The sequence below is a fragment of the Mesorhizobium sp. M1078 genome, from assembly GCF_040318615.1.
Classification (GTDB): domain Bacteria; phylum Pseudomonadota; class Alphaproteobacteria; order Rhizobiales; family Rhizobiaceae; genus Mesorhizobium.
The window spans coordinates 1-22,344 of the sequence record NZ_JAMYMP010000004.1 but is presented as its reverse complement, the minus strand read 5'-3'; the positions used below and the strand labels follow the sequence as shown (position 1 = coordinate 22,344).

Sequence of the window (22,344 nt, the reverse complement as noted above, 5' to 3'; positions counted from 1 at the left end):
CGCGACATGTCAAAAAAACAGCCCACGCCAAAATGGCTTACAATCGTCGGCATCGGCGAGGACGGTTTAGCGAGTCTCGGCGACGAGGCCAAGCGGCAGATCGCTGACGCCGAGACCGTCTTCGGCGGCAAGCGGCATCTGGCGCTGGTGGCTTCGCTCATCAAGGGTGAGCAGCGCCCATGGCCGGTGCCATTCGATGCCGGCATGGCAGACGTGCTGGCGCTGGCCGGCCGGCGCGTCTGCGTGCTCGCCTCCGGTGATCCATTCTTCCACGGGGTCGGCGCCACCCTTGCCCGCAAGGTCAAGCCTGAAGAGATGCATGTCATCCCCGCGCCATCGGCGATTTCGCTGGCTGCCGCCCGGCTCGGCTGGGCGTTGCAGGACATCGAGACGATCTCGCTGCATGGAAGGCCGCTCGACCTGATCCGGCCGCTGCTGCATCCCAGGGCGCGCATCCTGGCGCTGACATCGGACGGCGACGCACCAGCGACAATAGCGCGCCTGCTCGTAGAGCTCGACTTCGGCGGTTCGCGGCTGACCGTTCTGGAAGCGCTGGGCGGACCGAACGAGAAGCTTCGCTCGGCACGTGCCGACGCTTTCGATCTCAGAGACATCAATCCGCTCAACGTGCTGGCGCTTGAGCTTGAATCGACACAAGAGGCCCGCATCCTGCCGCTGACGGTTGGCCGCGCCGACCATCTGTTCGAGCACGACGGCCAGATCACCAAGCACGACATCCGCGCCATCACGCTTGCGGCGCTGGCGCCGAGGCGTGGCGAATTGCTGTGGGACATCGGCGCCGGTTCCGGCTCCATCGGCATCGAATGGATGCTCGCTCACCCCTCGATGCGCGCCATCGCCATCGAGGCCAACAGCGACCGCGCCGCCCGCATCGTCCGCAACGCCGCGCATTGCGGCGTGCCCGGTCTTGTCGTGGTGGAAGGGTCGGCGCCCAAGGCACTGGCCGGGCTGGACACGCCGGATGCGATCTTCATCGGCGGAGGTGGCAGCGACGCCGGCGTACTGAACGCCGCCATCAAGGCGCTGCCATCCCGTGGCCGTCTCGTTGCCAATGCGGTGACGCTGGAGATGGAGGCGCTGCTTCTCGCGGAGCACATCAAGCGCGGCGGCGACCTTACCCGCATCACCATTTCCCGCGCTTCTCCTGTCGGTTCGATGCAGGCCTGGCGCCCGGCCATGCCGGTCACCCAGTGGAGCTGGGTGAAGCCATGATGGTGGCGGGCATCGGCAGCCGGAAGGGCGTGAGCGTCGAAGACGTGCTCGCGGCGATCGAAACCGCCCTCGAAGCGCACGGGCTGGCGATAACGGCGCTGTCGGCCTTGGCGACCGCCGCGCTCAAGAAAGACGAAGAAGCGATCTCTGCCGCTGGCCGCACGCTCAACCTTCCCGTCATCATCGTTGATGACGCAGCACTTCAGGCCGTCTCGTCGGAGGCACTCAGCAAATCCGATCTCTCGCAGGATCTCGCCGGCACACCCTCCGTCTCAGAAGCCTCCGCCCTTGCCGTTGCCGGCCCCGGTGCAAAGCTGCTTGGTCCACGCACCGTGCTCGGCCCGGTCACCTGCGCCATCGCCATCAGCGGAGACGCGCCATGACCGTGCATTTCATCGGCGCCGGTCCCGGCGCCGCCGCCCTCATCACACTGCGCGGCGCCAAGCTGCTGGCAAGCTGCCCGGTCTGTCTGTATGCCGGCTCGATCGTCGCGCCGGAATTGCTGCAACACTGCGCACCGGGGACCAAACTGATCGATACGGCGCCGATGTCACTCGACGAAATCGAGGTCGAATATGTGACAGCCCACCAGGCCGGCCACGATGTCGCCCGCCTGCATTCCGGCGACCTCTCGGTGTGGAGCGCCGTGGCCGAGCAGATCCGCCGGCTGGAAAAACACGGCATTCCTTACACGCTGACGCCGGGCGTTCCCTCTTTCGCCGCCGCAGCCGCAGCCCTTCGCCGCGAACTGACCATTCCCGAGGTGGCGCAAAGCCTGGTGCTGACCCGCGTCTCCGGCCGCGCCTCGAAAATGCCGCCGGGCGAAACGCTGGCCGGCTTCGGCCGCACCGGCGCCACACTGGCCATTCATCTCGCCATCCACGCCATCGACCGCGTCGTCGCCGAATTGTCGCCGCATTATGGCGGCGATTGCCCGGTGGCGATCGTCTTTCGCGCTTCATGGCCGGACGAGCACGTGCTGACCGGCACGCTCGCCACGATCGAGGCACTGCTCGCCGCCGACCCGATGGAGCGCACGGCGATCATCTTCGTCGGCCGCTCGCTGGCAGCGGAAGGTTTTGGCGAGAGTTCATTGTACGACGCCCACTACCAGCGGCGTTTCCGGGGACGGGACGGATTGTGAGCGGCAAGACCAAAAGCGAAAACACCACGCTCGAACAGGCCCTTGCCCGGCTGAACTTCAAGCCGCGCCGGCTTGAGCCGGGCCATGTCTGGCTGGCCGGCGCCGGCCCCGGCGATCCCGGCTGCCTGACGCTGGAAGTGCTGGCGGCATTGGCCGAGGCCGACGCTGTGGTCTATGACGCGCTGGTCTCGCCCGACGTCGTCGCTGTCGCGGAAAAGGCCGAACTGTTCTTTGCGGGAAAGCGCGGCGGCAAGCCGTCGATGAAGCAGGACGACATCACCGCTCTGCTGGTGCGGCTGGCACGCGAGGGCCGCCGCGTCGTCCGGCTGAAGGGCGGCGATCCCTATATTTTCGGCCGCGGCGGCGAAGAGGCGCTGGCGCTGGCGCGCGAAAAAATCCCTTTCCGCGTCATGCCCGGCCTGACATCGGGGCTGAGCGCGCTGGCCGCCACCGGCATTCCCGCAACCATGCGCGGCATCAACAAGGCGATCATCCTGGCGACAGGTCATGCCGCCGGCACAGATGACGATCTCGACTGGGGCGCGATCGCCCGCACCGGCCAGCCGGTGGTCATCTATATGGGCATGGCCAATCTGCCTGTTATCGCCGCGTCGCTGCTCGAAGGCGGGCTGGCGCCGTCGACGCCGGCGGCTGTCATCGTTTCGGCGACGACACCGCAGGAGCGGACCGTCGTCGCGACACTCGCCACCATTTCCGAAGCGGCCGCCGCGGCGGAATTGGCCTCGCCGGCCCTCATTGTCGTCGGCGGCATCGTCGCCATGCGCGCGGCACTGGCGGGTAACGCATGACCCGCGCCATCATCATCGGCGCGCCGCGTTCCGGCTCCGGCAAGACCAGCGTCACCATCGGCATTTTGCGCGCACTCGCCCGGCGCGGCATCAAGGTGCGCGGCGCCAAGTCCGGCCCCGACTATATCGATCCGGGTTTTCATACCGCCGCCACCGGCCTGTCCGGCGTCAACCTGGACAGCTGGGCGATGTCGCCTGACCTGCTCAACGCCTTGGCCGGCAATGCCACCGAGGACGCCGATTTTATCTTCCTCGAAAGCGCCATGGGCCTGTTCGACGGCATCCCGGCCGGACAAGGCCGCACCGGCTCGGCCGCCGATCTGGCGCGGCTCTACCACCTGCCGGTGCTTTTGGTGCTCGACGTCTCGGGACAGTCGACGACGGCGGCCGCCGTCGCCAAGGGCTTTGCCACCTATGATCCCGATGTGCGCATGGCCGGAATCGTGCTCAACCGCCTCGGCAGCGAGCGCCACCGCAAGCTGTGCAGCGAGGCGATCGAAGCGCTCGGCCTGCCGGTCGTCGGCGCCATCCTGCGCGATCCCACGCTCAATTTGCCGGAGCGCCATCTCGGCCTCGTCCAAGCCGGCGAATATGCCGACCTGATGACGCATCTCGACCGCCTCGCCGACATGGTCGAGAAATCCCTCGACCTTGACGCCATCATGGCGCTGGCCGCGCCGTTTTCGCCGTCACCGGGCAGTTTCGAAAATGCCTTGCAGCCGCCCGGCCAGCGCATCGCACTCGCCGAAGATGCCGCTTTCACCTTCCTCTATCCGCACGTCGCCGCCCACTGGCGTCAGGCCGGCGCCGAGATCGTGCCGTTCTCGCCGCTCGCCGACGAAGCACCGGCGCAGGATTGCGATGTCTGCTGGCTGCCCGGCGGCTATCCCGAGCTTCACGCCGGCCGCCTCGCGGCGGCGACCAATTTCCGAGCTGGCATGGCAAGGTTTGCCGAGACCAAACCCATCCATGGCGAGTGCGGCGGCTTCATGGTGCTGGGCGAAGCGCTGGAGGACGCGGCCGGCGAGACGCACGCCATGCTTGGCCTGCTCGGCCATTCCACCAGCTTTGCCAAGCGCAAGATGAACCTCGGCTACCGCGAGGCACGCCTGCGCGCCGCCTGTCCGCTGGGGCCGCAAGGCGCGCTGATCCGTGGCCATGAATTCCACTATGCGCAGATGATCGCCACCGGCAATGACGAGCCGCTGGCCGACCTAGCCGATGGCCAGGGCAATCCGCTCGGCGCCTCCGGCTATCGCCGCGGCCTTGTCAGCGGCACCTTCTTCCACGCCATTGCGAGGAGTGCATGACCGCCGTGCCCTCACCCCGGCAAGCGCTCGACGACGTCGCGCTTTGCCTCGTCTTCTTCACCCGGCTGCCGCTGCCGGTCTTCGACTTTCGTGGCCGCAGCCTGGCCGATGCGATCTGGGCGGCGCCTGCCGCCGGCCTCGCGGTCGCTTTGGTCGGCGCCGTCGTCTACGCCATCGGGGTAAAGCTCGGTCTCGCCGCTGGGCCGGCGGCCGCACTTGCGCTTGCAGCAACCCTGCTCGCCACCGGCTGCCTGCATGAGGATGGGCTGTCGGATGTCGCAGATGGCTTTGGCGGCGGCAAGACGCGCGATAAAAAACTCGAGATCATGCGCGACAGCCGTATCGGCGCCTATGGCGCTTCGGCGCTTGGCCTGTCGATGCTCATTCGCTGGAGCGCGCTGTCGCAACTGGCCGATCCGACAAGCGTTCTCTTCGCGCTGATCGCCGCCCATGCCGCCTCGCGAGGCCTGCTCGGCGCGTTCATGCATCTGGCGCCGGCGGCGCGCAGTGACGGCCTGTCTGCCGGCGCCGGGACCGTCTCGACCCAGACAGCTGTTCTCGGCGCCGTGCTCGGGGCCATCCCGCTTCTGACTCTGGGGCTCGGCGGCGCCTTTGCCGCACCGATCCTGCTCGCTCTCGTGTTCAGCGCCTTGCGCGCGCTCTGCCTCAACCAGATTGGCGGCCACACCGGTGACACGATCGGCGCCCTGCAGCAGCTGGGCGAGATCACTGTCCTGCTCGTCGCTTCCGTTTCCCTGTCCTGATTCTTCCCCGGAGATTCCTTCCCCATGCCATTCAAATCATTCGACGAACTGCGCGCCGCCTGTCTCGATCTGCCTGCCGGCAGCGATACCGCCGCCAACGCCGTCGCCCGCCGCCAGGACACGCTGACCAAGCCTCAAGGCAGCCTGGGCCGGCTGGAAACTCTCGCCGCCTGGCTGGCGCGCTGGCAGGGTCGCGACATGCCGAAACTCGACCGCGTCAAAGTCTTCGTGTTCGCCGGCAACCACGGTGTGACGGCGCAAGGCGTTTCAGCCTTTCCCTCGGAAGTGACGGTGCAGATGGTGGCGAATTTCGCCGGCGGCGGCGCCGCCATCAACCAGCTTGCCCGCATCGCCGGCGCGGAACTCGACGTCATCCCGCTCGATCTCGATCATCCGACCGGCGACTTCACTGACGTGCCGGCAATGGACGAAAAAAACTTCCTCGCCGCCGTCTCGGCTGGCTATGACGCGGTGACGAAAGACCTCGACCTCGTCTGTTTCGGCGAGATGGGCATCGGCAACACCACGCCGGCGGCCGCCATCTCGACCGCCCTGTTCGGCGGCGGCGCTGAAAAATGGACCGGGCGCGGCACCGGCGTCGACGATGCCGGGCTGAAGCGCAAGGTCACCGCCATTGAATCCGGCCTCAAGCGCCATGCCGACGCGCTGTCCGACCCGCTGAAGATCGCCGCCGCCCTTGGCGGACGAGAACTCGCCGCCACCTTCGGCGCCACGCTCGCCGCCCGCCGCAACAATGTCCCGGTGCTGCTCGATGGCTTCGTCTGCACGGCCGCGGCAGCGCCCTTGGCGCGGCTGCACCCGTCTGGCCTCGCCCACACCATCGCCGCCCATGTCTCGGCCGAATCCGGCCACCGCCGCCTGCTCGAAGCGCTCGGCCTGCCGCCGCTGCTCGACCTCGGCATGCGGCTCGGCGAAGGCTCCGGCGCCTGCCTAGCCGTCAACATCGTCCGCTCGGCGCTGGAGTGCCACACGGGCATGGCGAGCTTTGCCGAGGCTGGTGTTTCGGAGAAGTAGCTAGAGCGATTTGACGGGAGGGCGCCGGCCCGAACCTTCACTGACCATCGTCGGGCCGATCACTGGCATTCCGGGCTGGTGGCTCGAACAGCACGGCCGCTGAAAGATTCCCCACCTGGGGGTTGGCCCGCTGCTTCTGTGGTGGGCTCTTTTTACTGGCACTATTCGCCGCCGTTGCCGACAAAATGTGATTGACGTAACGGTGACCAGGCGCAATCATTACGGATTGGGCAGGGTGAGGGCGTTTTCAATGAAACTCGTTGTGTTTGGCGTAGCAATAGTATTGGCCGCTACCGGAGCAGCTGCTGCGAAAGAGAAGAAAAAGGTGGCCACCGCTCAGGCTACAACCTCGTGTTCTACAGCTCATAAGAAGGCTGGCAGCAAGCCGACCGCGAAACCGGATTGCAAATCGACAGGCACCGTGGTTGCGCGACCGTCAAATAGGGCCGAAAACTTCCTGGATCATTATAATCCGCGCTTAGGGTATGACACCAGTCCGTGGTTTCAAACTGGCTTTAATTGATGGCGGCTTCGGCTTCCGGGCTTTTCTTAATCCAGCGCGGCCTTCACTCCTTCGCCAAATAGCGCACCGGCTTACCGGCCGCCGAGTTTAAGGCAAACTGCCCCAGCATGTCGAGGCGCGTCAACGCGTCCGGCATTCCAAGGTCTTCCACCAACTCTTCTAGAAATTTGGTGGGTGCGCACAGGATTGAACTGTGGACCCGCTGATTAAGAGTCAGCTGCTCTACCAACTGAGCTACGCACCCACTCGACCGGTAAAACCGGCGTTGGCGGGCATATAGCCGCCGATACCGGTCCTGTCCAGCCCTGCCGGAATCATTTCCCGACAAATCGCTGAACTGCCGCAGGCGGTCACACGAACAGCCTGCCTTCCGCCACCTTGATGGCATGGCCGCCGATGCGCGCGGAGGCCAGTTTTCCGCCTTCGACAGTGAGTTCCAAGCGGATACGTGACGGGCGGCCCATCTCCAGCCCCTGCTCGATCCACAGCTGCGAAATGCCGTCGGTGGGCGCATCGAAATGCATGATGGCGCCGGCAAAGGCCGCCGCCGCCGACCCGGTCGCCGGGTCTTCATAGGACGGCGTGCCCGGCACGATCATGCGGACATGGAAGGCGCTGTCATGGTTCACCGTCTGGCGGCAATAGACATACGGGCTGGCGAAGGCCCATTCGCTCTTGCGCGGCGCCAGTTCCGACCAGGCCTGGTTGTCGAGCTTGATCCGGCCGGCAGCCTCCAGATTGGCAACCGGAATGGTGACGTAAGGCACGGCTGCCGACCAGAACGACACCAGGTGATTCTCGAAGCCGATCTCGTGCGGCGCCAGCCCGAGGGCGGCGCCGATCGCCTCCGGGTCGGCATCGAGCTTCAGCGGCTCCGGCAGCTTCGCCAGGTCGAACTCGGCAAAGGTGGCGCCATCGTGCCGGCTGACGGCGCAGCGCACCGGGCCGATATTCTCCTCCAGCACGAAGATGCCGGCTTCGCCCTCGCCTGTCAGTTCGGCCAGCGCGATCGCGGCGCCAACTGTCGGATGTCCGGCGAACGGCATCTCATAGTCGGGCGTGAAAATGCGGATGCGGTTGCGATGTTTTGGATTGTCCGGCGGCAGTACGAAGACCGATTCGGACAGGTTGAACTCGCGCGCAATGGCCTGCATGGCGGCTGTATCCAGCCCTTGGCTGTCGAGCACGACAGCCAGCGGATTGCCGGCCAGCCGCTCCGTCGTAAACACATCGTAGAGCAAGTAATTGCGGGTCTGCATCTTGAAAAACCTTCCGCCTCAATCCGAACATGGCCGAAATTTAATTTGATATTCGAACCACCAAGCCTGATCTGTGCACAACTAGGGACATTACGCTTTCATAGGGGTCCGGCGTGGACCAGCTTGTCAATCTGCCAAAGACGGAATCGGATTCCGCCATCGAGGCGGCGCTTGGGCTTGACCAGAGTGGTGTGCGCAAGACGCGCCGTCGTGGCTGGCTTTACGCGCTGCTGGCGCTGATCGCACTTGCCGCCGGGTTGGCTGGCTACCAGTGGTTTGCCGGCTCCCCGGCCAAGATCGACTACACCACCACGCCGGCTACCATTGCCGACCTCACCGTCGCGGTTTCGGCGACCGGCACGCTGCAGCCCCTCACCCAGGTCGACATTTCAAGCGAGCTGTCCGGTATCATCCGCTCGGTCTCGGCCGAAGAGAACCAGCAGGTCAAGAAGGGCGACGTGCTGGCGACGCTCGACACGGTGAAACTCGAGGTCCAGATCGAACGCGCCGAAGCCTCGGCCAAGGCCGCTGCCGCCAATGTCGAGGACGCCACGGTAACCCTGAAGGAGAACGAAAGCGCCCTCACCCGCGCGGCCGAACTGACCAGGCGTGGCATGGCGACCGATCAGTCGCTCGAGGCGGCGACTGCCACGCGCGACCGCTCCAAGGCGGCGCTCGATAGTGCGCAGGCCAATCTCGCCATCGCCCAGGCCGATCTCAAGGCGCAGCAGACCGACCTTGCCAAGAGCACCATCTATGCGCCGATCGACGGCATCGTCTTGACGCGTTCCGTCGACCCCGGCCAGACGGTCGCCTCCTCGCTGCAGGCGCCGGTTCTGTTCATCATCGCCGCCGATTTGAGGAACATGGAATTGGTGGCGGCGGTCGACGAGGCCGATATCGGCGCGGTCAAACCAGGCCAGCATGCACGCTTCACCGTCGATGCCTTTCCCGAGCGGCCGTTCGACGCCGAGATCCGCGACATCTCCTACGCCTCGGTCACCACCGACGGCGTCGTCACCTACAATGCACGGTTGGAAGTCAACAATAACGAGCTTTTGCTGCGGCCCGGCATGACCGCCACGGTTTCGGTCGTCACCAGGCAGGCCAAGAGCGTGCTCACCGTGCCTTCAACAGCGTTTCGCTATCGGCCATCGGCACCTGCTGCCCGCGCGTGGAGCCTCAGCGATCTGTTCACCGGCCGCATGGGCCGTGGCGGCAACCGCCGCCAGCCGGTGAAGGCGCCCACCGACGGCTCACGCACGCTCTATGTGCTGGAGAACGGGCGGCCGCACCCGGTCAACGTGAAGATCGGCTCCACCGACGGCGAACTGACCGAGATCACCTCCGGGCTGGATGAAGGTGCAGAGGTTATCACGACCTCGCAGCTGCGGAGCTGACGCCATGGCCGCGGGCCTCATCGGTTTCGACACGGTCTGGAAGAGCTATGGCCAGGGCGAAGCCAAGGTCCATGCGCTGGCCGGCGTCGACCTCGCCATCCAGCGTGGCGAATTCGTCGCCATCATGGGCCCGTCCGGTTCGGGCAAATCGACCGCGATGAACATCATCGGTTGCCTCGACACGCCGACGGCCGGAACCTACTCCTTCATGGGCATCGACGCCGGGCGGCTCGACCGCAACCGCCGGGCGCTTCTGCGCAATCTCTATATCGGCTTCGTCTTCCAGGGTTACAATCTGTTGCCGCGCACCACGGCGGCGGAAAATGTCGAGCTGCCGCTGATCTATCGCGGCGCGCCGGCCCGCGAGCGCCGCGATCTTGCCATGCAGGCGCTGGCGGAGGTCGGCCTGGTCGGGCGCGAACACCACACGCCGGCCGAACTCTCCGGCGGCCAGCAGCAGCGCGTGGCGATCGCGCGCGCCATCGTCACCAGGCCTACGCTGCTCGTCGCCGACGAGCCGACCGGCAATCTCGACACCGCCCGCACGCATGAGATCATGGAGTTGTTGACGCGGCTGAACCGGGAGCTCGGCTTGACCATCGCCATGGTCACCCACGAGGCCGATGTCGCCGATTATGCCGAGCGCACCATCCGCTTCCTCGACGGCCACGTCGCGTCCGACACGGCCAAGTCGGAGTTGGCGTCATGATCTGGGAAACCGTCCGCCTCTCTCTGCGCTCCATCCGCCGCAATGTGCTGCGCTCGTTCCTGACGCTGCTCGGCATCGTCATCGGTGTCGCCGCCGTCATCGCCATGCTGACCATCGGTTCGGGCACCACGGCCAAGGTCAAGTCGGACATCGCCAAGCTCGGCTCGAACCTGCTCGTCGTCCGTTCCGGCCGCCCGGCAGGCACCGGCGGACCAGGCGGGCTCGACCAGGCGGTACGGCCTCTGGCCGACAAGGATGTAGCCGCCCTCGTAGCCCACCTGACCGGAGCGCGCGCCATTGCGCCGGCGTCGCAGAAACAAGTCCGCGTCATTTTCGGCACCGAGAGCTTGACCTCGGGCGTCACCGGCACCGACAGCGCCTATCTCGACGCCCGCGACTGGAAGCTGGTGTCGGGCCGCCCGTTCTCGGATTCGGAAACACGCTCCGGCACCGGCGTCTGCCTGATCGGCGAAACGGTGCGCCAGCAATTCTTCGGCGCCGGCGAACCCGAGGGCGAGATCATCCGCGTCAACCGCACCTCGTGCAAGATCATCGGCCTGCTCGAACCCAAGGGCTATACCGGCTTCGGCCAGGACCAGGACAATGTCGTCTTGATGCCGCTTGCCGCCTATCAGCGCCGCATCGCCGGCAACCGCGACATCGACAACATCTACGTCGCCGCCGACGACCGCACCCCGACCACCGAATTGCAGCCGCGAGTCGAAGACATTTTGCGCGACACCCGCCGCATCACGCCGGACCGCGAAGACGATTTCTCGATCCGCGACATGACCCAGATCGCCGACGCCATGGCCAGCGCCACCACCACCATGACCGGCATGCTGGGCGCCGTCGCGGGCGTCAGCCTGCTGGTCGGCGGCATCGGGATCATGAACATCATGCTGGTCTCGGTCACTGAGCGCACCCGCGAGATCGGCATCAGGCTCGCCATCGGCGCGCATGAAAAGCACATCCTCATCCAGTTCCTGGTCGAGGCGACGGTGCTGTCGCTGCTCGGCGGCATTATCGGCATCCTGATCGGCCTGGCGCTGGCCGGCCTCGCCTCGGCAACGCTGGCCATACCGTTTGCGCCGAGCCCGGCGGTCATCCTGCTCGCCGTCGGTTTTTCGGCGCTGATCGGCATGGTGTTCGGCTTCTTCCCGGCGCTGCGCGGCGCCAGGCTCGACCCGATCGACGCGCTGCGCCACGAATAAGCGCCAGATCAGCTCCACCGCAACCAACCGCTATCCACAAGGATGGCTGCTTGTCGACATCGGCAATACTTGTTGTCGTCCGGTCTGCGATGCTAATTTTAGAGCAAAGCATCTGGTCAAGGAGTGGCAATGAGCAAGAAGGCGCGGCTGATTCTGACGATGGTGATCATCGAAGGCGCCCTTGCGGGACTTTGGTGGTATCTCGCCCGCTACGGCATGGCCAATCCCGATCGTGTCACCGCCGATTTTCAGGCAGTCGTCGGCCAGACGATGGGCATGGTCATGGGTGGATTGCTGGGCATCGGCGTCATCCTGTTCCTCGTCGCCGCCCGCAACGACCGCAAGGCGGCGCAGAACAATCCGCGCCGTTAGCCCCCGCCACCGCCAAAATGCCACTCGACCAGCGGCTTCATATGCGGTGCCAGCCCTTCCGGCAGGTCGGCGGCGTGGCGGATGATCACCGGCCCCTCGATCTCCGGCTCGGTCTCGGTCGCGACGAAGGCGCCGATGCGCCGCGCAATCTCGTCGGCCGGCGCATCGACGTGGTAGCGGCGGAAGAGGACCGTGCCGGTCGAAGTCGACAGCGCATGGTAGCGCTTGCCGCGCGCAGCGCCTGTCAGGTCAAGCCCGGTCTCCTCGCGCACTTCACGGATCATGTTGAAATCGACATCGACGCGGCCATCGCGAAAATCGATCGGCTCGAACGAGCCGGCAGCGAAGTAGACACTGCCGGCCGGGACCGTGTGCGCGCCCATGCGGATCGCCACCAGGGCGTTGTCGCCGGCGACCAGCATGGCGTGACCATAGGCATGCTCGGCGCCCGTCCCCTGCCGGTTCTTTCGCCACAGCAGGAAGGTCGAGTACTTCACCGCGTGACAACGCCCGACGATCCGGTTGTCGCGCCAGGCGAGCGCCGAGAGCAGCACCACCGTGCCGTCGAACAGCGCCGGATTGGCCGTAACCTCACGCCGCCAGTTGTCAGTGATCGCCTGCGCGTTGTCGCGCTCGAACGGATGCGGGCCGGGGTCGAGCCGGACGTCGATTTCGTCGACGGGCAGGATGACGTTGCGCGGCAGGTCGAAGCTCACCGTGCTCAAGCCATGTCCAGGGTAATTGCGACGGGACAATGGTCCGACGCCTTCGGCCGGTCCCAGCCGGCGCGCGGAAAGCGCTCCACCGCCTGTCCCGCCGGAAAGATGGTGCGCCAGGGCTGGCCGTTGCGGATGATGTCGGGAACCGCCGTCGCATTCTTCGCCGCCAGCCCTTTCGACAGCAGGATGTAGTCGAGCTGGCACAGATGCCGCTCCTTCGGCCCGCGCGTGTGGTAGAAACTCCAGCGGTCCAACTCCGGCCGCCGCTCGACGACATTCTCGCAAAAGCCGCCGGCGGTGAGCACATCGATACAGGACTGGCTCTCGTCGATCACCTGGAAGCGGTAGCCGTCGATAGCGTCGCCCTCGATCTTCACCCGCTGGCGGTAGTCGTTCATGTCGCCGCAGATCGCCCAGTTTTTATCGGCTGCGTGCTCTTTGCCGAAGCGCTCCTCGATGATGCGGCGCACGGCTTGCGCCTCGGCGATGCGCACCGGCATCGTCGCCTCGCGGCCGTCGAGCCCATTGCGCGGCGAGCCCATCGATTTGAAATGGACGAGGTAAAGCGTCAGCGGCACGCCGCCGACCTTGATGTCGACCTCCAGGCAATCGCGCCGGAAGATGCGTTCATTGGCCAGGTTGCCGAGCGCCTCGAGTTCAGGCGTGTGCAATCCGAACTGCTCGAACGTGACATAGGCATGGCTGGTCATGCGCACGAATTCGATCGGCTGACCTTGCGCTGTCTCGTTGCGCATCATCAGGGCAACGTCGATGCCGCGCGAATCATTGCCGGCGGTGGTGTATTTCTGCCGGTAACCCTCGCCCACCATCTTGAAGAGATAGCCATACTCGAACGCCTTCAGCGCCTCGATGTTGTCAACCTCCTGCATGCAGATGATGTCGGCGCGGGTGGCGGCGATGGCGAGCGCGGTCAACTGGCGCGTATCGTCGGACTGTGCGATGGCGCGCGCCTGCTCCAGCATCCGGTATTCGGCTTCGCTCTGGATGTCGAAAAGCGCCAGCGTGCGGTCTTCGTTGAGCTGGTTGCGGAAGCCCGAGAAATCGAACCTGTTCATCAGGTTTTCGACATTGAAAGTGGCGAGGCGCAGCGACATGGGCTGACCTTTGCCTGCAAGCGCCCATGAAAACAAGGGCTGCTCGTCATGGCTGATGGAACCTTTCCGTTCATCCTCCGTTCAGACGCCAAGGTCCATCAATAGGCCACTTCCCTGGGGTATCCGGGCGTGGGGCCTGTATCACTTGGAGAGTGCAATGAGCTCGCTCTTTTCGTCCACAGTCAAATCCGGGCTGTTAGCGCTCGGTCTTTTCTCGGGTCTCACGGCGCCATCCGCCGCGGGCCCGATCCTGCAGCCGGACTTGTCGGTGCCGGCAAGCACCGCATTGTCTGACATCACACCGGTTCGCGACAGCTGGGCGGGCGGCAATGACCGCCGCTCCTTCAACGATTGGCAGTGGCGCCGCCACGACGGCCGTCGCTTTGCCCGGTCAGGCAACTGGAACAACGGCAACTGGAATGGCGGCAACTGGAACGGCGGCGACAACTGGCGCTGGCGCCATCACCGCCACCATCGCGGCCGTGATTTTGACACCGGCGCCGCAGCAGTTCTCGGCCTCGGCCTGGGTCTCGGCCTCGGCAGCATCTACAACAACGGCTACTACAACAACGGCTATTACAATGACGGCTATTACGTGCAGCCGGCGCCCCGCCGCCATTACCGCACGCAGCGTCTGTCCAGCGCCCATGTACAGTGGTGCTACGACCGCTATCGGTCCTACCGGGCCTGGGACAACACGTTCCAGCCCTATGGTGGCCCGCGCCAGCAATGCTGGTCGCCCTACAGCTGAACTATAAACGACAATACACGACGGCGCCGCCCCATCGCGGCGCCGTTTCATTTGGGAAAGACGGCTGGTCTCGGCCACCGCTAACCATATGTTTATCGGCTCAGCCTATCCGTGATATCGTGCCCCATCTGACGATCGCGCCGATCCGGTCGCGAAGGACGTGCCGTCATGGCCGACAACGAATTGCGAAACAAACACCGGCAGCGCGTGCTGAAAGGCGCGACGATTCTGACCGGCCTCACCAATTCCGAGGTCAAGTGCACGGTGCGCAACATGCATGCCGGCGGCGCCGAGCTGAAAGTGTCTATAGACGCGCGCGTGCCGGACGAGTTCCTGCTCTATGTGCCGGTCGACGGCATCGGCTACAAGGCCATCGTGCGCTGGCGCCGCGACGACCGCATCGGCGTCGAGTTCACCGGCACCGAGCCGAAGCCGCATTGGCACTATGGCTGAGCGTCCTGATCGATAAACCGGCATGAAAGAGCCGGCGGATCGCTCCGCCGGCTCTTTGCTCCCAATCCCGACGACTGCGGGTTAGTTCTTGGCCTTGTCGACCAGCTTGTTCTTGGAAATCCAGGGCATCATGGCGCGCAGCTTGGCGCCGACTTCCTCGATCTGGTGGCTGTCATTGTTGCGGCGGATGCCCTTGAAGCGCGACATGCCGGCGCGGTATTCCTGCATCCACTCCGAGGTGAATTTTCCGGTCTGGATGTCCTTCAGCACGCGCTTCATCTCGGCCTTGGTCTCGGCGGTGATAATGCGCGGGCCAGAGACATATTCGCCCCATTCGGCCGTGTTCGAGATCGAGTAGTTCATGTTGGCGATGCCCCCTTCATAGATCAGGTCGACGATCAGCTTGACCTCGTGCAGGCACTCGAAATAGGCCATTTCGGGCGCATAGCCGGCTTCCACCAGCGTCTCAAAACCGGCGCGGATCAGTTCGACCAGGCCGCCGCAGAGCACGACCTGCTCGCCGAACAGATCGGTCTCGCATTCCTCGCGGAAATTGGTCTCGATGATGCCCGAACGGCCGCCGCCGACGCCGCAGGCGTAGGACAGAGCGAGATCGAGCGCGTTGCCGGAAGCATCCTGGTTGACGGCGACCAGGCACGGCACGCCGCCGCCCTTCTGGTATTCGCCGCGCACCGTGTGGCCGGGGCCTTTCGGCGCGATCATGACGACATCGACGGTCGACTTCGGCTCGATGAGGCCGAAATGCACGTTGAGGCCGTGCGCGAAGGCAATCGCGGCGCCGTCACGAATGTTTGGCGCGATTTCGTTTTTGTAGATGTCGGCCTGCAATTCGTCAGGCGTCGCCATCATCATTAAATCGGCCCATTTGGCAGCGTCCGCCACGCTCATCACCTTGAGCCCGTCGGCCTCGACCTTCTTGGCGGTCGCCGATCCAGCCTTGAGCCCGATGGCGATTTCCTTGGCGCCCGAATCCTTGAGGTTGAGCGCGTGCGCCCGGCCCTGGCTGCCATAGCCGATTATGGCGACCTTCTTGCCCTTGACCAGATTGAGATCGGCGTCGCGATCGTAATAGACACGCATCTTTTGCTTCCTTCCCGTAGAGATTAGAGGCCTTGCGGCCCGGTTTTTGCTCCATAAAGAGCGAGAAACTGCTGCGTTGCCCGGACGGCATCGCCGCCGATCGCCGCTTCAGTCAATTCCAGCCTGTCGCCGAGCAGGAGACGGATCTGCACGTCGCGGGCGACCAGCCCGAAAAAGGTCCGGAACGCCGTTTCGGCATCCGTAAAGTCGAGCAGCCCGGCATGCTTGCCGGCAAGCAGCACCGGCTTCAGCCGTCTGGCCAGCGCGAAACGGCCATTCTCCAGCACGATGGCGCCGAGATCGTCCTTTCCGGATCCGGCATGGCCGACCGCGACGCGGTTCAGCGCGATCGAGGTATCGCTCGAAATCACCTTCAGCCAGTCCGAGGCGAAGCCTTCCAGGCTTGCCGTCAGCGAGGCAAGATCCAGCCGCTCACCGTCGACCGGCACCACGCGCACTTTCGATGCCTGCCACTGCACGGTCGCCGTCAGCAGTCCGTCGCGGTCGCCGAACCATTTGTAGAGCGTTTCCTTCGAGCAGCTGGCGCGGCGCGCCACCGCCGTCATGGTCAGATTGTCGCCCTCCTCGACCAGCAGCCGCAAAGCCGCGTCCAGGACAGCCTTTTGCCGCTCTGTCAGCACTTCGCTGGTATCGATCTCGGCCCTTGCCTGCAACAATTTCCTGCCCATTCGATGAGGTCGCCGGGTCGCCTCAAACGGCGTACCGTACGTTACGGTTCGGCATATTGCGCAATCCTATGCTCGACGCAAGGGGTGAGGTAGAAAAATCGTCGACGTGAGAGCCGCCGAGCACACCACGAGATTCTGACGGATCAATCATCGGCGGGCGGATGGCGCAGCTCTCCAAGCAGGCTCGCCAGTATCTTCAGCTCCTCCGCGGAGAGTTTTGCGCCGACCAATTCCGCAATCGACCGTCCATAGACAGCCCACATCCGTCGCCGCGTCTGACGGCCCTTGGCCGAGATGCGGATGGTCTGGCCGCGGCCGTCATCGGCAACCCTGAGCTTCTCGACCAGTCCGTCGGCCTCGAGGCGCGCCAGGAGCCGCGAGATGTTGTACTGCGCAAACAGAGTGCGCTCGGTCAGCTGGAATGGCCGCAGCCCGCCCTCGCCCGCCTCGGCGAGTTCATGCAGCACGTCATACCAGTCGAGCGGCGGCAAGCCGCTAGTCTTCAAAGCCTCTTCCGCCTTTTCGATGAGCTGGCGCGAAACCCGCATCAGGCGGGCCCAGGCCTTGACGGCTTCGGGCGAAGGCGTGGTTGTTTTGGTCATGACCCACCCTAGGCGATAGATGCAGTTGCATCAAGCTTGACGGTCAATGCACTAGCATCAAGCTTGACGATCGATGCACTTGCATCTATATGCATGCAACTGCATCGATCCGGGAAAGATCCATGAAACACGAAATTTGCAAAGTCGCCGACGTCCCACAGACGGGCAGCCTGATCGCACCGTTCTTCGGCCGCGAGGTCCATATTTGGCGCAGCGGTGAGCGCATCCGCGCCGCCGCCAATGTCTGCCTGCATTTCGGCGGGCCGCTCGACTGCAAGGACGGCAAGCTGGTCTGCCAATGGCACGGCGCCGCCTTCGACATGACATCAGGCGACCGGATCGAAGGTCCGGCGCCAAAAGCGTCGCGACTGATGTTCCTGTCGACGCGCGTCGAGGACGGCGCGTTGAACTATGTCTGGGGAGAATGACATGCCTGGGGAGAGTAACGTGCCTGAGAAGAATGAAATGCCTGAGAAGAATGAAATGACTGGCAAGCTCATTCTCGTCAGCCATTATCTATGCCCCTATGTGCAGCGCGCGGCGATCTCGCTGGCCGAGAAAGGCGTGCCGTTCGAACGTGTCACCATCGACCTCGCCAACAAGCCGGACTGGTTCAAGGCGATTTCGCCGCTGGGCAAGGTGCCGCTGCTGATCGTCCACGCAAATGGCGAGGACACAGTGATCTTCGAATCCGCCGTCATTCTCGAATTCCTCGAGGAGACGCAAGCCAATCCTCTGCATCCGGCCGACGCCTACGCCCGTGCCCGGCATCGCGCCTGGATCGAGTTCGGCTCGGCGACATTGAACGCCATCGGCCGGTTCTACTCGGCTTCGACGGAGGCCGCCTTCCTGGCAGAGTCCACGGCACTTTCGGCCATGTTCGATCGTCTGGAGGACGAACTGGCCGACCAGACCGGACCGTGGTTCAACGGCGAGCGCTTTTGCCTCGTCGACGCCGTCTACGGCCCGGTCTTCCGCTATCTCGACGCCTTCGACGGGATCGGCAATTTCGGCATTCTGGACGGCAAGCCATTGGTCCAGGCCTGGCGCAAGGCGTTGAGCGAACGCGCCTCGATCAAGGGTGCCGTGGCGCCGGACTATCCGCAGCGGCTGCGTCTATTCCTGCGTGCGAGAAATTCGTTTCTCTCGACCCTGATCCCGCCGGATGATCTGGCCAGTGCACCTCCTCTAGCCCGATCCGCCTGAACGGATCGATCAGCGTGCCGGCCACCATCGAGGCAAGCACGCTTGGCACTGGCGGCACCTTTGCGATGGTCGCCACCAGCCTGTCGCGGAAGAAGGGCAGCATCGTGCCGTCCGACTGGTAGAACGGCGTCAACGCCAGCGACAGCAGTTGGAAGATCCGGACGTGCCATCGCCGCGCCCGGGCGTAGCTTTCCAGCGCTGCCTCGACGTTGCCCGTCTGTGCCAAGGCATGGCTGAGCGCTGCCGCGTCGAGCAGCGCCATGTTGGCGCCTTGCCCGAGCTGCGGGCTGGTCGAATGCGCGGCGTCGCCGATCACCGCCAGCCGGCGGCCGGCCGGCAGCTTCATCGTGTGATGGCCGTAGCGCGCCAGCGACAGCTGGTCGAAGCTGTCGATCTGGCTGGTGAACGCCTCGCACTGTGGCCACAGCGAGACCAGTCTCGCCTTCCAGGCGTCGAGCCCTGCCGCGCGCACGTTTTCGGCATCCGCCGGCTTCAGGCTCCAGAAGAACGCCGCCATCTTTTCCCCGCCCGGTTCCGGTCGGCCGATCGGCAGGACGCCGATCATCACGCTGGCCTTGTCGTAGCGCTGCAGCAGCGCATTTTCGTCGAAGCCTTGGCGCCAGCCGAGCGAGGCCCAGAACGCGCCGTAAGTGAGCTGCCGCGGCTGGGCCGGATCGTTGAGGCACCGGCGCAGCTTCGAACGCGAGCCGCTGGCGTCGACCACGAGGTCGAACGGCCCTGCCCTGCGGCCCCCCACCGTTCGGCTCTTGTCGAAGATCAGGATCGCCCGCTCACCGACGTCCAGCGTCTCGATCTCGACACCGGTTTCCATGGCGAGGCCTTGGCGCTGCGCGGCGCGGAACAACACGTTGAACAGCGCCGCCCGGTGCACCGCCAGCCCGAAGCGGCCGCCAGGCTGCGCGTCGTAGCGCACGGCGAGCACGGTGCGGCCGGTCGAGGCATCGGCGCCATGCAGACGCTCGATGCGGCTGCCGAGCGCCAGAATGTCGTCGAGCAGGCCGAGATCGGCAACCACGCTCAGCCCGGTCGGCTGCAGGATCAGTCCGGAGCCGACGGGCTTGGGCTCCTCGAAACGTTCGAAGATGGTGACGTTATGGCCCGCACGCTTGAGAAAGAGCGCGGTGGCGAGCCCTGCCGGGCCGGCGCCCGCAATCGCGATGTCTAGAGATTTTTCCATTGCCCGCCCAACCACTGGCGGGACAATCCTTCAGCGCCATTGTCAAATCAAGCCGCTGCTGCATGGACCAAAATATCAGCCACCGGCGTCGAAGGCAGCGCGCGCCTTGCGCACCGCACCATGGTTGAGTTCGGCCCACAGGATCAATTGATGCAAGGCGCCGAACATCGAACGGCCGAGATCGGTCAGGCTGTATTCGACGCTTGGCGGCTTGGTCGGGAACACTTCGCGATGAACAAAGCCGTCGCGCTGCAGATCGTGGAGCGTCTGGGTGAGCATGCGCTGCGAGATGTCGGGCACCAGGCGCCGCAACTCGCCGAAACGATAGGGCTGCTCGGCGAGCGCCGCCATCAGCAGCGAACTCCATTTGCCGTTCACGCCCTGCATCACGTCGCGAACCGGGCAATCGGCAATGTTTGCGCCATCGCTGGTGGCTTTGAATATATTGAGCTTGGTTCTCAGATTGACGACCTTGCCGTCCATGGCTGCTGGTTCCCTGGCGGTGCCTACCTCCCTAAAAACTGCCTTCTTTACGGTGGCCGGTCAATTCTTATTTTAGTGCTGGTCTCTTTTTGAGACTGTCAGAAGCACCCGCCACCCGGCGCAATTTCAGGATCCCCCATGACCGCAACCCTTCTCGTCACCGGCGCTTCCGGCCAGCTTGGCCGCGGCGTCATCAACCACCTGCTGGACACATTAAAGGTCCCCGCAAACCGCATCATCGCCGCCACCCGTACACCCGCCAACCTTGCCGATCTGGCGGCGCGCGGCGTCCTCGTCAGAGCCGCTGACTTCAACGACCCGCAATCGCTTGCCGAGGCCTTCGCGGGAGCCGACCGGGCACTCGTCTTCTCGACCAACGAACTCGAGGTACAGGGGAAGCGGCGCGAGCAGCAGCTTGCGGCGGTGACGGCGGCCAAACAGGCTGGCGTCGGCCACCTGCTGTACACCTCGATGCCCAACCCCGAGCCTGGTTCGCCGGTTGTTTTCGCGCCCGACCACTACGACACCGAACAGGCGGTCAAGGCGAGCGGCATCCCCTACACGATCTTCCGCAATGGCTGGTATAACGAGAACCTGTTCATGGCGTTGCCGCAGGTTCTGGCATCGGGTCAGTGGTACACCTCCGCCGGCGACGGCGCCATTTCCTACGGCACGCGTGACGATTTCGCGGCGGCGATCGCAGCGGGGCTCGCCTCGGACAGCAGCGAAAGCGAGACTTACACGCTGACCGGCCCCAGTGCGTATACGGCTGCCGAAGTGGCGGCGTTGGTCACCGAGGTCACCAGCAAGCCGATCAAGGTCATCCAGCTTTCCGACGAAGCCCTGACCGAGGGAATGAAGTCGGCCGGCCTGCCTGAACCCTTCGCAAAGGTGCTGGTGTCGTTCGACGCTGCCGCCCGCGCAGGTGACCTCGGCATGGTGACCGACGCGGTCGAAAAACTCTCCGGCCGAAAGTCGGTGCCGCTGAAGCAGTTTCTGGAGACGAACAAGGCTGCACTGGCCGGCTGAAAGCTGCCGTTGCGGGACGCGAGCCCTTACGATTCGGCCTCCTGCACAATTACTTACGTCGCTTGACCAGTCCCAGCCGGATCAGGCTTTCGCCCGTGGCAATCAAAGCATCTTCGCGCGAGCGTGGCGCCCAGCCGAGCACGCGCACCGCCTTGGCGTTGGTGGCGTTCTTGATCTTGCCCAGTTCCGTTGCGAGCTGTGCCGCTTCCGGATTGAACAGCCCGATGATGCGCACCAGCCAATCGGGAAACTCCCGCGTCGAGACGCGCGACGCCGCCGGCCCGAGCCGCGTCTTCAGGGTCTGCGCGATCTCGCGCACCGTCATGAAATCGCCGGCGACAGCGAGGAACCGTTCGCCCTTGGCGGCGGGGTGGGTCATGGCGCGAACATGCAGATCCGCCACGTCGCGCGCGTCGACGACGCCGAAGGACAGGCGCGGCAGCCCAGGCACGGCGCCGTTCAGCATGCGCTGGACAAATTCGGTCGAGGTCGAATGGTCCGCGCCGAGCACCGGTCCAAAGATGCCAACGGGATTGACGACCGCAAGCTCCAGCGCGCCGCCCTGCTCGGCGACGAAATCCCAGGCCGCGCGCTCGGCGAGCGTCTTGGACTTCACATACGCGCTGACCTTGCCTGCCGGATCGGTCCAGTTTTCCTCGTTGAAAGGCTGCCCATCCGCGCGCATCTTGCCATAGCCGACGGCCGCGAAGGATGAGGTGAGCACGACGCGCCTGACCCCGGTATCCCGCGCCGCCCGCAGCACGCGCAACGCGCCCTCGCGCGCCGGAAGGATCAGGTCATCCTCATGCGTGGGCGCGCCGGGCGGAAAAGGTGATGCGACATGCAGCACGTAATCGCAGCCGGCCACCGCCGCCGGCCAGCCTGCGTCGACCATCAGATCGGCATGGGCGAATGAAAGGGCGTCACCGGGCTCCGTGCCACCTGCCTTGAGCATGGCGAGCACATCGGCTTCGCGCCTCGCCGATCGCACGGAGGTGCGGACGCGGTAGCCGGCCTTCAACAGTTCGAGGATGCAGTGAGCGCCGAGGAAGCCGGACCCGCCGGTGACCAGCACCAATTCGCCGCTCATATTAGCCTCCTCGACGATTTATCCGTTCGAGACCCTCAGATCGCCACCTGCGTGCCGATCTCGACCACACGTCCGGTCGGGATCTGGAAATACTCCGTCGCATCGGCCGCCGAGCGGGCGAGCCCGATGAACAGCT

26 protein-coding genes, 1 tRNA gene and 1 pseudogene are annotated in these 22,344 nt (G+C 64.9%); 17 read left to right on the top strand and 11 right to left on the bottom strand.

Going from position 1 to position 22,344, the window contains the following annotated elements:
- Positions 1–6: 6 nt before the first annotated feature.
- From NKH38_RS07855 to NKH38_RS07820, 8 genes are all read left to right on the top strand, one after another.
- Complete coding sequence (locus NKH38_RS07855; protein WP_023685184.1) at positions 7–1,233, top strand: bifunctional cobalt-precorrin-7 (C(5))-methyltransferase/cobalt-precorrin-6B (C(15))-methyltransferase; 1,227 nt, start codon at positions 7–9, stop codon at positions 1,231–1,233.
- The gene (locus NKH38_RS07850) at positions 1,230–1,616 is read left to right on the top strand and encodes a cobalamin biosynthesis protein (protein WP_023690940.1); all 387 of its coding nucleotides are present in this window, start codon (positions 1,230–1,232) and stop codon (positions 1,614–1,616) included. Before NKH38_RS07855 ends, NKH38_RS07850 begins: the two co-directional genes overlap by 4 nt.
- Complete coding sequence (gene cobM / locus NKH38_RS07845) at positions 1,613–2,377, top strand: precorrin-4 C(11)-methyltransferase (protein ID WP_352904337.1); 765 nt, start codon at positions 1,613–1,615, stop codon at positions 2,375–2,377. The genes NKH38_RS07850 and cobM overlap by 4 nt, the downstream gene beginning before the upstream one ends.
- On the top strand, positions 2,374–3,186 hold the full coding sequence (cobA, locus tag NKH38_RS07840) for a uroporphyrinogen-III C-methyltransferase (RefSeq protein ID WP_352762447.1): 813 nt from the start codon (positions 2,374–2,376) through the stop codon (positions 3,184–3,186). The genes cobM and cobA overlap by 4 nt, the downstream gene beginning before the upstream one ends.
- A complete protein-coding gene (locus tag NKH38_RS07835; protein ID WP_023739152.1) occupies positions 3,183–4,496 on the top strand; it encodes a cobyrinic acid a,c-diamide synthase CobB in 1,314 nt (437 codons plus the stop codon). Before cobA ends, NKH38_RS07835 begins: the two co-directional genes overlap by 4 nt.
- Complete coding sequence (cobS, locus tag NKH38_RS07830) at positions 4,493–5,260, top strand: adenosylcobinamide-GDP ribazoletransferase (RefSeq protein WP_352762450.1); 768 nt, start codon at positions 4,493–4,495, stop codon at positions 5,258–5,260. The genes NKH38_RS07835 and cobS overlap by 4 nt, the downstream gene beginning before the upstream one ends.
- A gap of 24 nt (positions 5,261–5,284) precedes the next feature.
- Positions 5,285–6,295, top strand: a complete 1,011-nt coding sequence (cobT, locus tag NKH38_RS07825; protein ID WP_352762452.1) for a nicotinate-nucleotide--dimethylbenzimidazole phosphoribosyltransferase — start codon at positions 5,285–5,287, stop codon at positions 6,293–6,295.
- 250 nt (positions 6,296–6,545) lie between these two features.
- Entirely contained in the window at positions 6,546–6,818 is a 273-nt protein-coding gene (locus NKH38_RS07820) for a hypothetical protein (protein WP_155923538.1), read from the top strand.
- A 168-nt stretch (positions 6,819–6,986) separates the two neighbouring features.
- Here the strand turns inward: NKH38_RS07820 and NKH38_RS07815 are convergent.
- Positions 6,987–7,062 (bottom strand) — tRNA-Lys (locus NKH38_RS07815).
- Positions 7,063–7,168: 106 nt separating this feature from the next.
- A complete protein-coding gene (locus NKH38_RS07810; RefSeq protein WP_352762454.1) occupies positions 7,169–8,077 on the bottom strand; it encodes a PhzF family phenazine biosynthesis protein in 909 nt (302 codons plus the stop codon).
- A 113-nt stretch (positions 8,078–8,190) separates the two neighbouring features.
- On the opposite strand from NKH38_RS07810, the gene NKH38_RS07805 reads away from it, so the two are divergent.
- The 4 genes from NKH38_RS07805 (at position 8,191) to NKH38_RS07790 (ending at position 11,772) form a co-directional block, all read left to right on the top strand.
- Positions 8,191–9,477 (top strand): efflux RND transporter periplasmic adaptor subunit, encoded by a 1,287-nt coding sequence (locus NKH38_RS07805; RefSeq protein ID WP_023744656.1) that lies wholly within the window; start codon positions 8,191–8,193, stop codon positions 9,475–9,477.
- A gap of 4 nt (positions 9,478–9,481) precedes the next feature.
- A complete protein-coding gene (locus NKH38_RS07800) occupies positions 9,482–10,186 on the top strand; it encodes an ABC transporter ATP-binding protein (protein WP_023685174.1) in 705 nt (234 codons plus the stop codon).
- The gene (locus tag NKH38_RS07795) at positions 10,183–11,400 is read left to right on the top strand and encodes an ABC transporter permease (protein WP_023685173.1); all 1,218 of its coding nucleotides are present in this window, start codon (positions 10,183–10,185) and stop codon (positions 11,398–11,400) included. The genes NKH38_RS07800 and NKH38_RS07795 overlap by 4 nt, the downstream gene beginning before the upstream one ends.
- Positions 11,401–11,529: 129 nt before the next feature.
- Positions 11,530–11,772: a hypothetical protein gene (locus NKH38_RS07790; protein ID WP_023690325.1), complete on the top strand. Its 243-nt coding sequence runs from the start codon at positions 11,530–11,532 to the stop codon at positions 11,770–11,772.
- Here the strand turns inward: NKH38_RS07790 and NKH38_RS07785 are convergent.
- The gene (locus NKH38_RS07785) at positions 11,769–12,488 is read right to left on the bottom strand and encodes an NUDIX hydrolase (protein WP_023668380.1); all 720 of its coding nucleotides are present in this window, start codon (positions 12,486–12,488) and stop codon (positions 11,769–11,771) included. The two genes, NKH38_RS07790 and NKH38_RS07785, sit on opposite strands and share 4 nt — an antisense overlap.
- Positions 12,489–12,493: 5 nt before the next feature.
- Positions 12,494–13,606, bottom strand: coding sequence for an endonuclease/exonuclease/phosphatase family protein (locus NKH38_RS07780; RefSeq protein ID WP_352741369.1), 1,113 nt, complete (start codon positions 13,604–13,606; stop codon positions 12,494–12,496).
- A 157-nt stretch (positions 13,607–13,763) separates the two neighbouring features.
- On the opposite strand from NKH38_RS07780, the gene NKH38_RS07775 reads away from it, so the two are divergent.
- Both NKH38_RS07775 and NKH38_RS07770 read left to right on the top strand, forming a co-directional pair.
- Positions 13,764–14,357 carry a BA14K family protein gene (locus NKH38_RS07775; protein ID WP_352762459.1) on the top strand — a complete coding sequence of 198 codons (594 nt, stop codon included), beginning with the start codon at positions 13,764–13,766 and terminating at the stop codon, positions 14,355–14,357.
- 168 nt (positions 14,358–14,525) lie between these two features.
- Entirely contained in the window at positions 14,526–14,810 is a 285-nt protein-coding gene (locus NKH38_RS07770; protein ID WP_023685169.1) for a PilZ domain-containing protein, read from the top strand.
- An 81-nt stretch (positions 14,811–14,891) separates the two neighbouring features.
- On the opposite strand, the gene ilvC is transcribed toward NKH38_RS07770, so the two are convergent.
- The 3 genes from ilvC to NKH38_RS07755 form a co-directional block, all read right to left on the bottom strand.
- Positions 14,892–15,911: a ketol-acid reductoisomerase gene (gene ilvC / locus NKH38_RS07765; protein ID WP_352762462.1), complete on the bottom strand. Its 1,020-nt coding sequence runs from the start codon at positions 15,909–15,911 to the stop codon at positions 14,892–14,894.
- Positions 15,912–15,934: 23 nt separating this feature from the next.
- Positions 15,935–16,600 carry a TetR/AcrR family transcriptional regulator gene (locus tag NKH38_RS07760; RefSeq protein ID WP_352762465.1) on the bottom strand — a complete coding sequence of 222 codons (666 nt, stop codon included), beginning with the start codon at positions 16,598–16,600 and terminating at the stop codon, positions 15,935–15,937.
- A gap of 143 nt (positions 16,601–16,743) precedes the next feature.
- A complete protein-coding gene (locus tag NKH38_RS07755; RefSeq protein ID WP_023731255.1) occupies positions 16,744–17,202 on the bottom strand; it encodes a MarR family winged helix-turn-helix transcriptional regulator in 459 nt (152 codons plus the stop codon).
- A gap of 122 nt (positions 17,203–17,324) precedes the next feature.
- On the opposite strand from NKH38_RS07755, the gene NKH38_RS07750 reads away from it, so the two are divergent.
- Positions 17,325–17,630, top strand: coding sequence for a Rieske (2Fe-2S) protein (locus NKH38_RS07750; protein WP_023690332.1), 306 nt, complete (start codon positions 17,325–17,327; stop codon positions 17,628–17,630).
- Positions 17,631–17,667: 37 nt separating this feature from the next.
- A complete protein-coding gene (locus tag NKH38_RS07745) occupies positions 17,668–18,408 on the top strand; it encodes a glutathione S-transferase family protein (protein WP_352762469.1) in 741 nt (246 codons plus the stop codon).
- On the opposite strand, the pseudogene NKH38_RS07740 reads toward NKH38_RS07745, so the two are convergent.
- Together NKH38_RS07740 and NKH38_RS07735 are read right to left on the bottom strand one after the other, a co-directional pair.
- Positions 18,371–19,606, bottom strand: a pseudogene (locus NKH38_RS07740) (FAD-dependent oxidoreductase); the annotation flags it as partial. The gene NKH38_RS07745 and the pseudogene NKH38_RS07740 overlap by 38 nt on opposite strands.
- A 75-nt stretch (positions 19,607–19,681) precedes the next feature.
- Positions 19,682–20,089 (bottom strand): winged helix-turn-helix transcriptional regulator, encoded by a 408-nt coding sequence (locus NKH38_RS07735; RefSeq protein ID WP_023690335.1) that lies wholly within the window; start codon positions 20,087–20,089, stop codon positions 19,682–19,684.
- Positions 20,090–20,227: 138 nt separating this feature from the next.
- Here NKH38_RS07735 and NKH38_RS07730 point away from each other — a divergent pair, with 138 nt between their 5' ends.
- Positions 20,228–21,118 carry an SDR family oxidoreductase gene (locus NKH38_RS07730; protein WP_352762471.1) on the top strand — a complete coding sequence of 297 codons (891 nt, stop codon included), beginning with the start codon at positions 20,228–20,230 and terminating at the stop codon, positions 21,116–21,118.
- Between the two features lie 49 nt (positions 21,119–21,167).
- Here the strand turns inward: NKH38_RS07730 and NKH38_RS07725 are convergent, their stop codons facing one another.
- Positions 21,168–22,208 carry an SDR family oxidoreductase gene (locus tag NKH38_RS07725; protein ID WP_023735936.1) on the bottom strand — a complete coding sequence of 347 codons (1,041 nt, stop codon included), beginning with the start codon at positions 22,206–22,208 and terminating at the stop codon, positions 21,168–21,170.
- A gap of 35 nt (positions 22,209–22,243) precedes the next feature.
- Positions 22,244–22,344: KUP/HAK/KT family potassium transporter (locus NKH38_RS33305; protein WP_502898780.1), on the bottom strand; the 101-nt coding region annotated here is incomplete at its 5' end.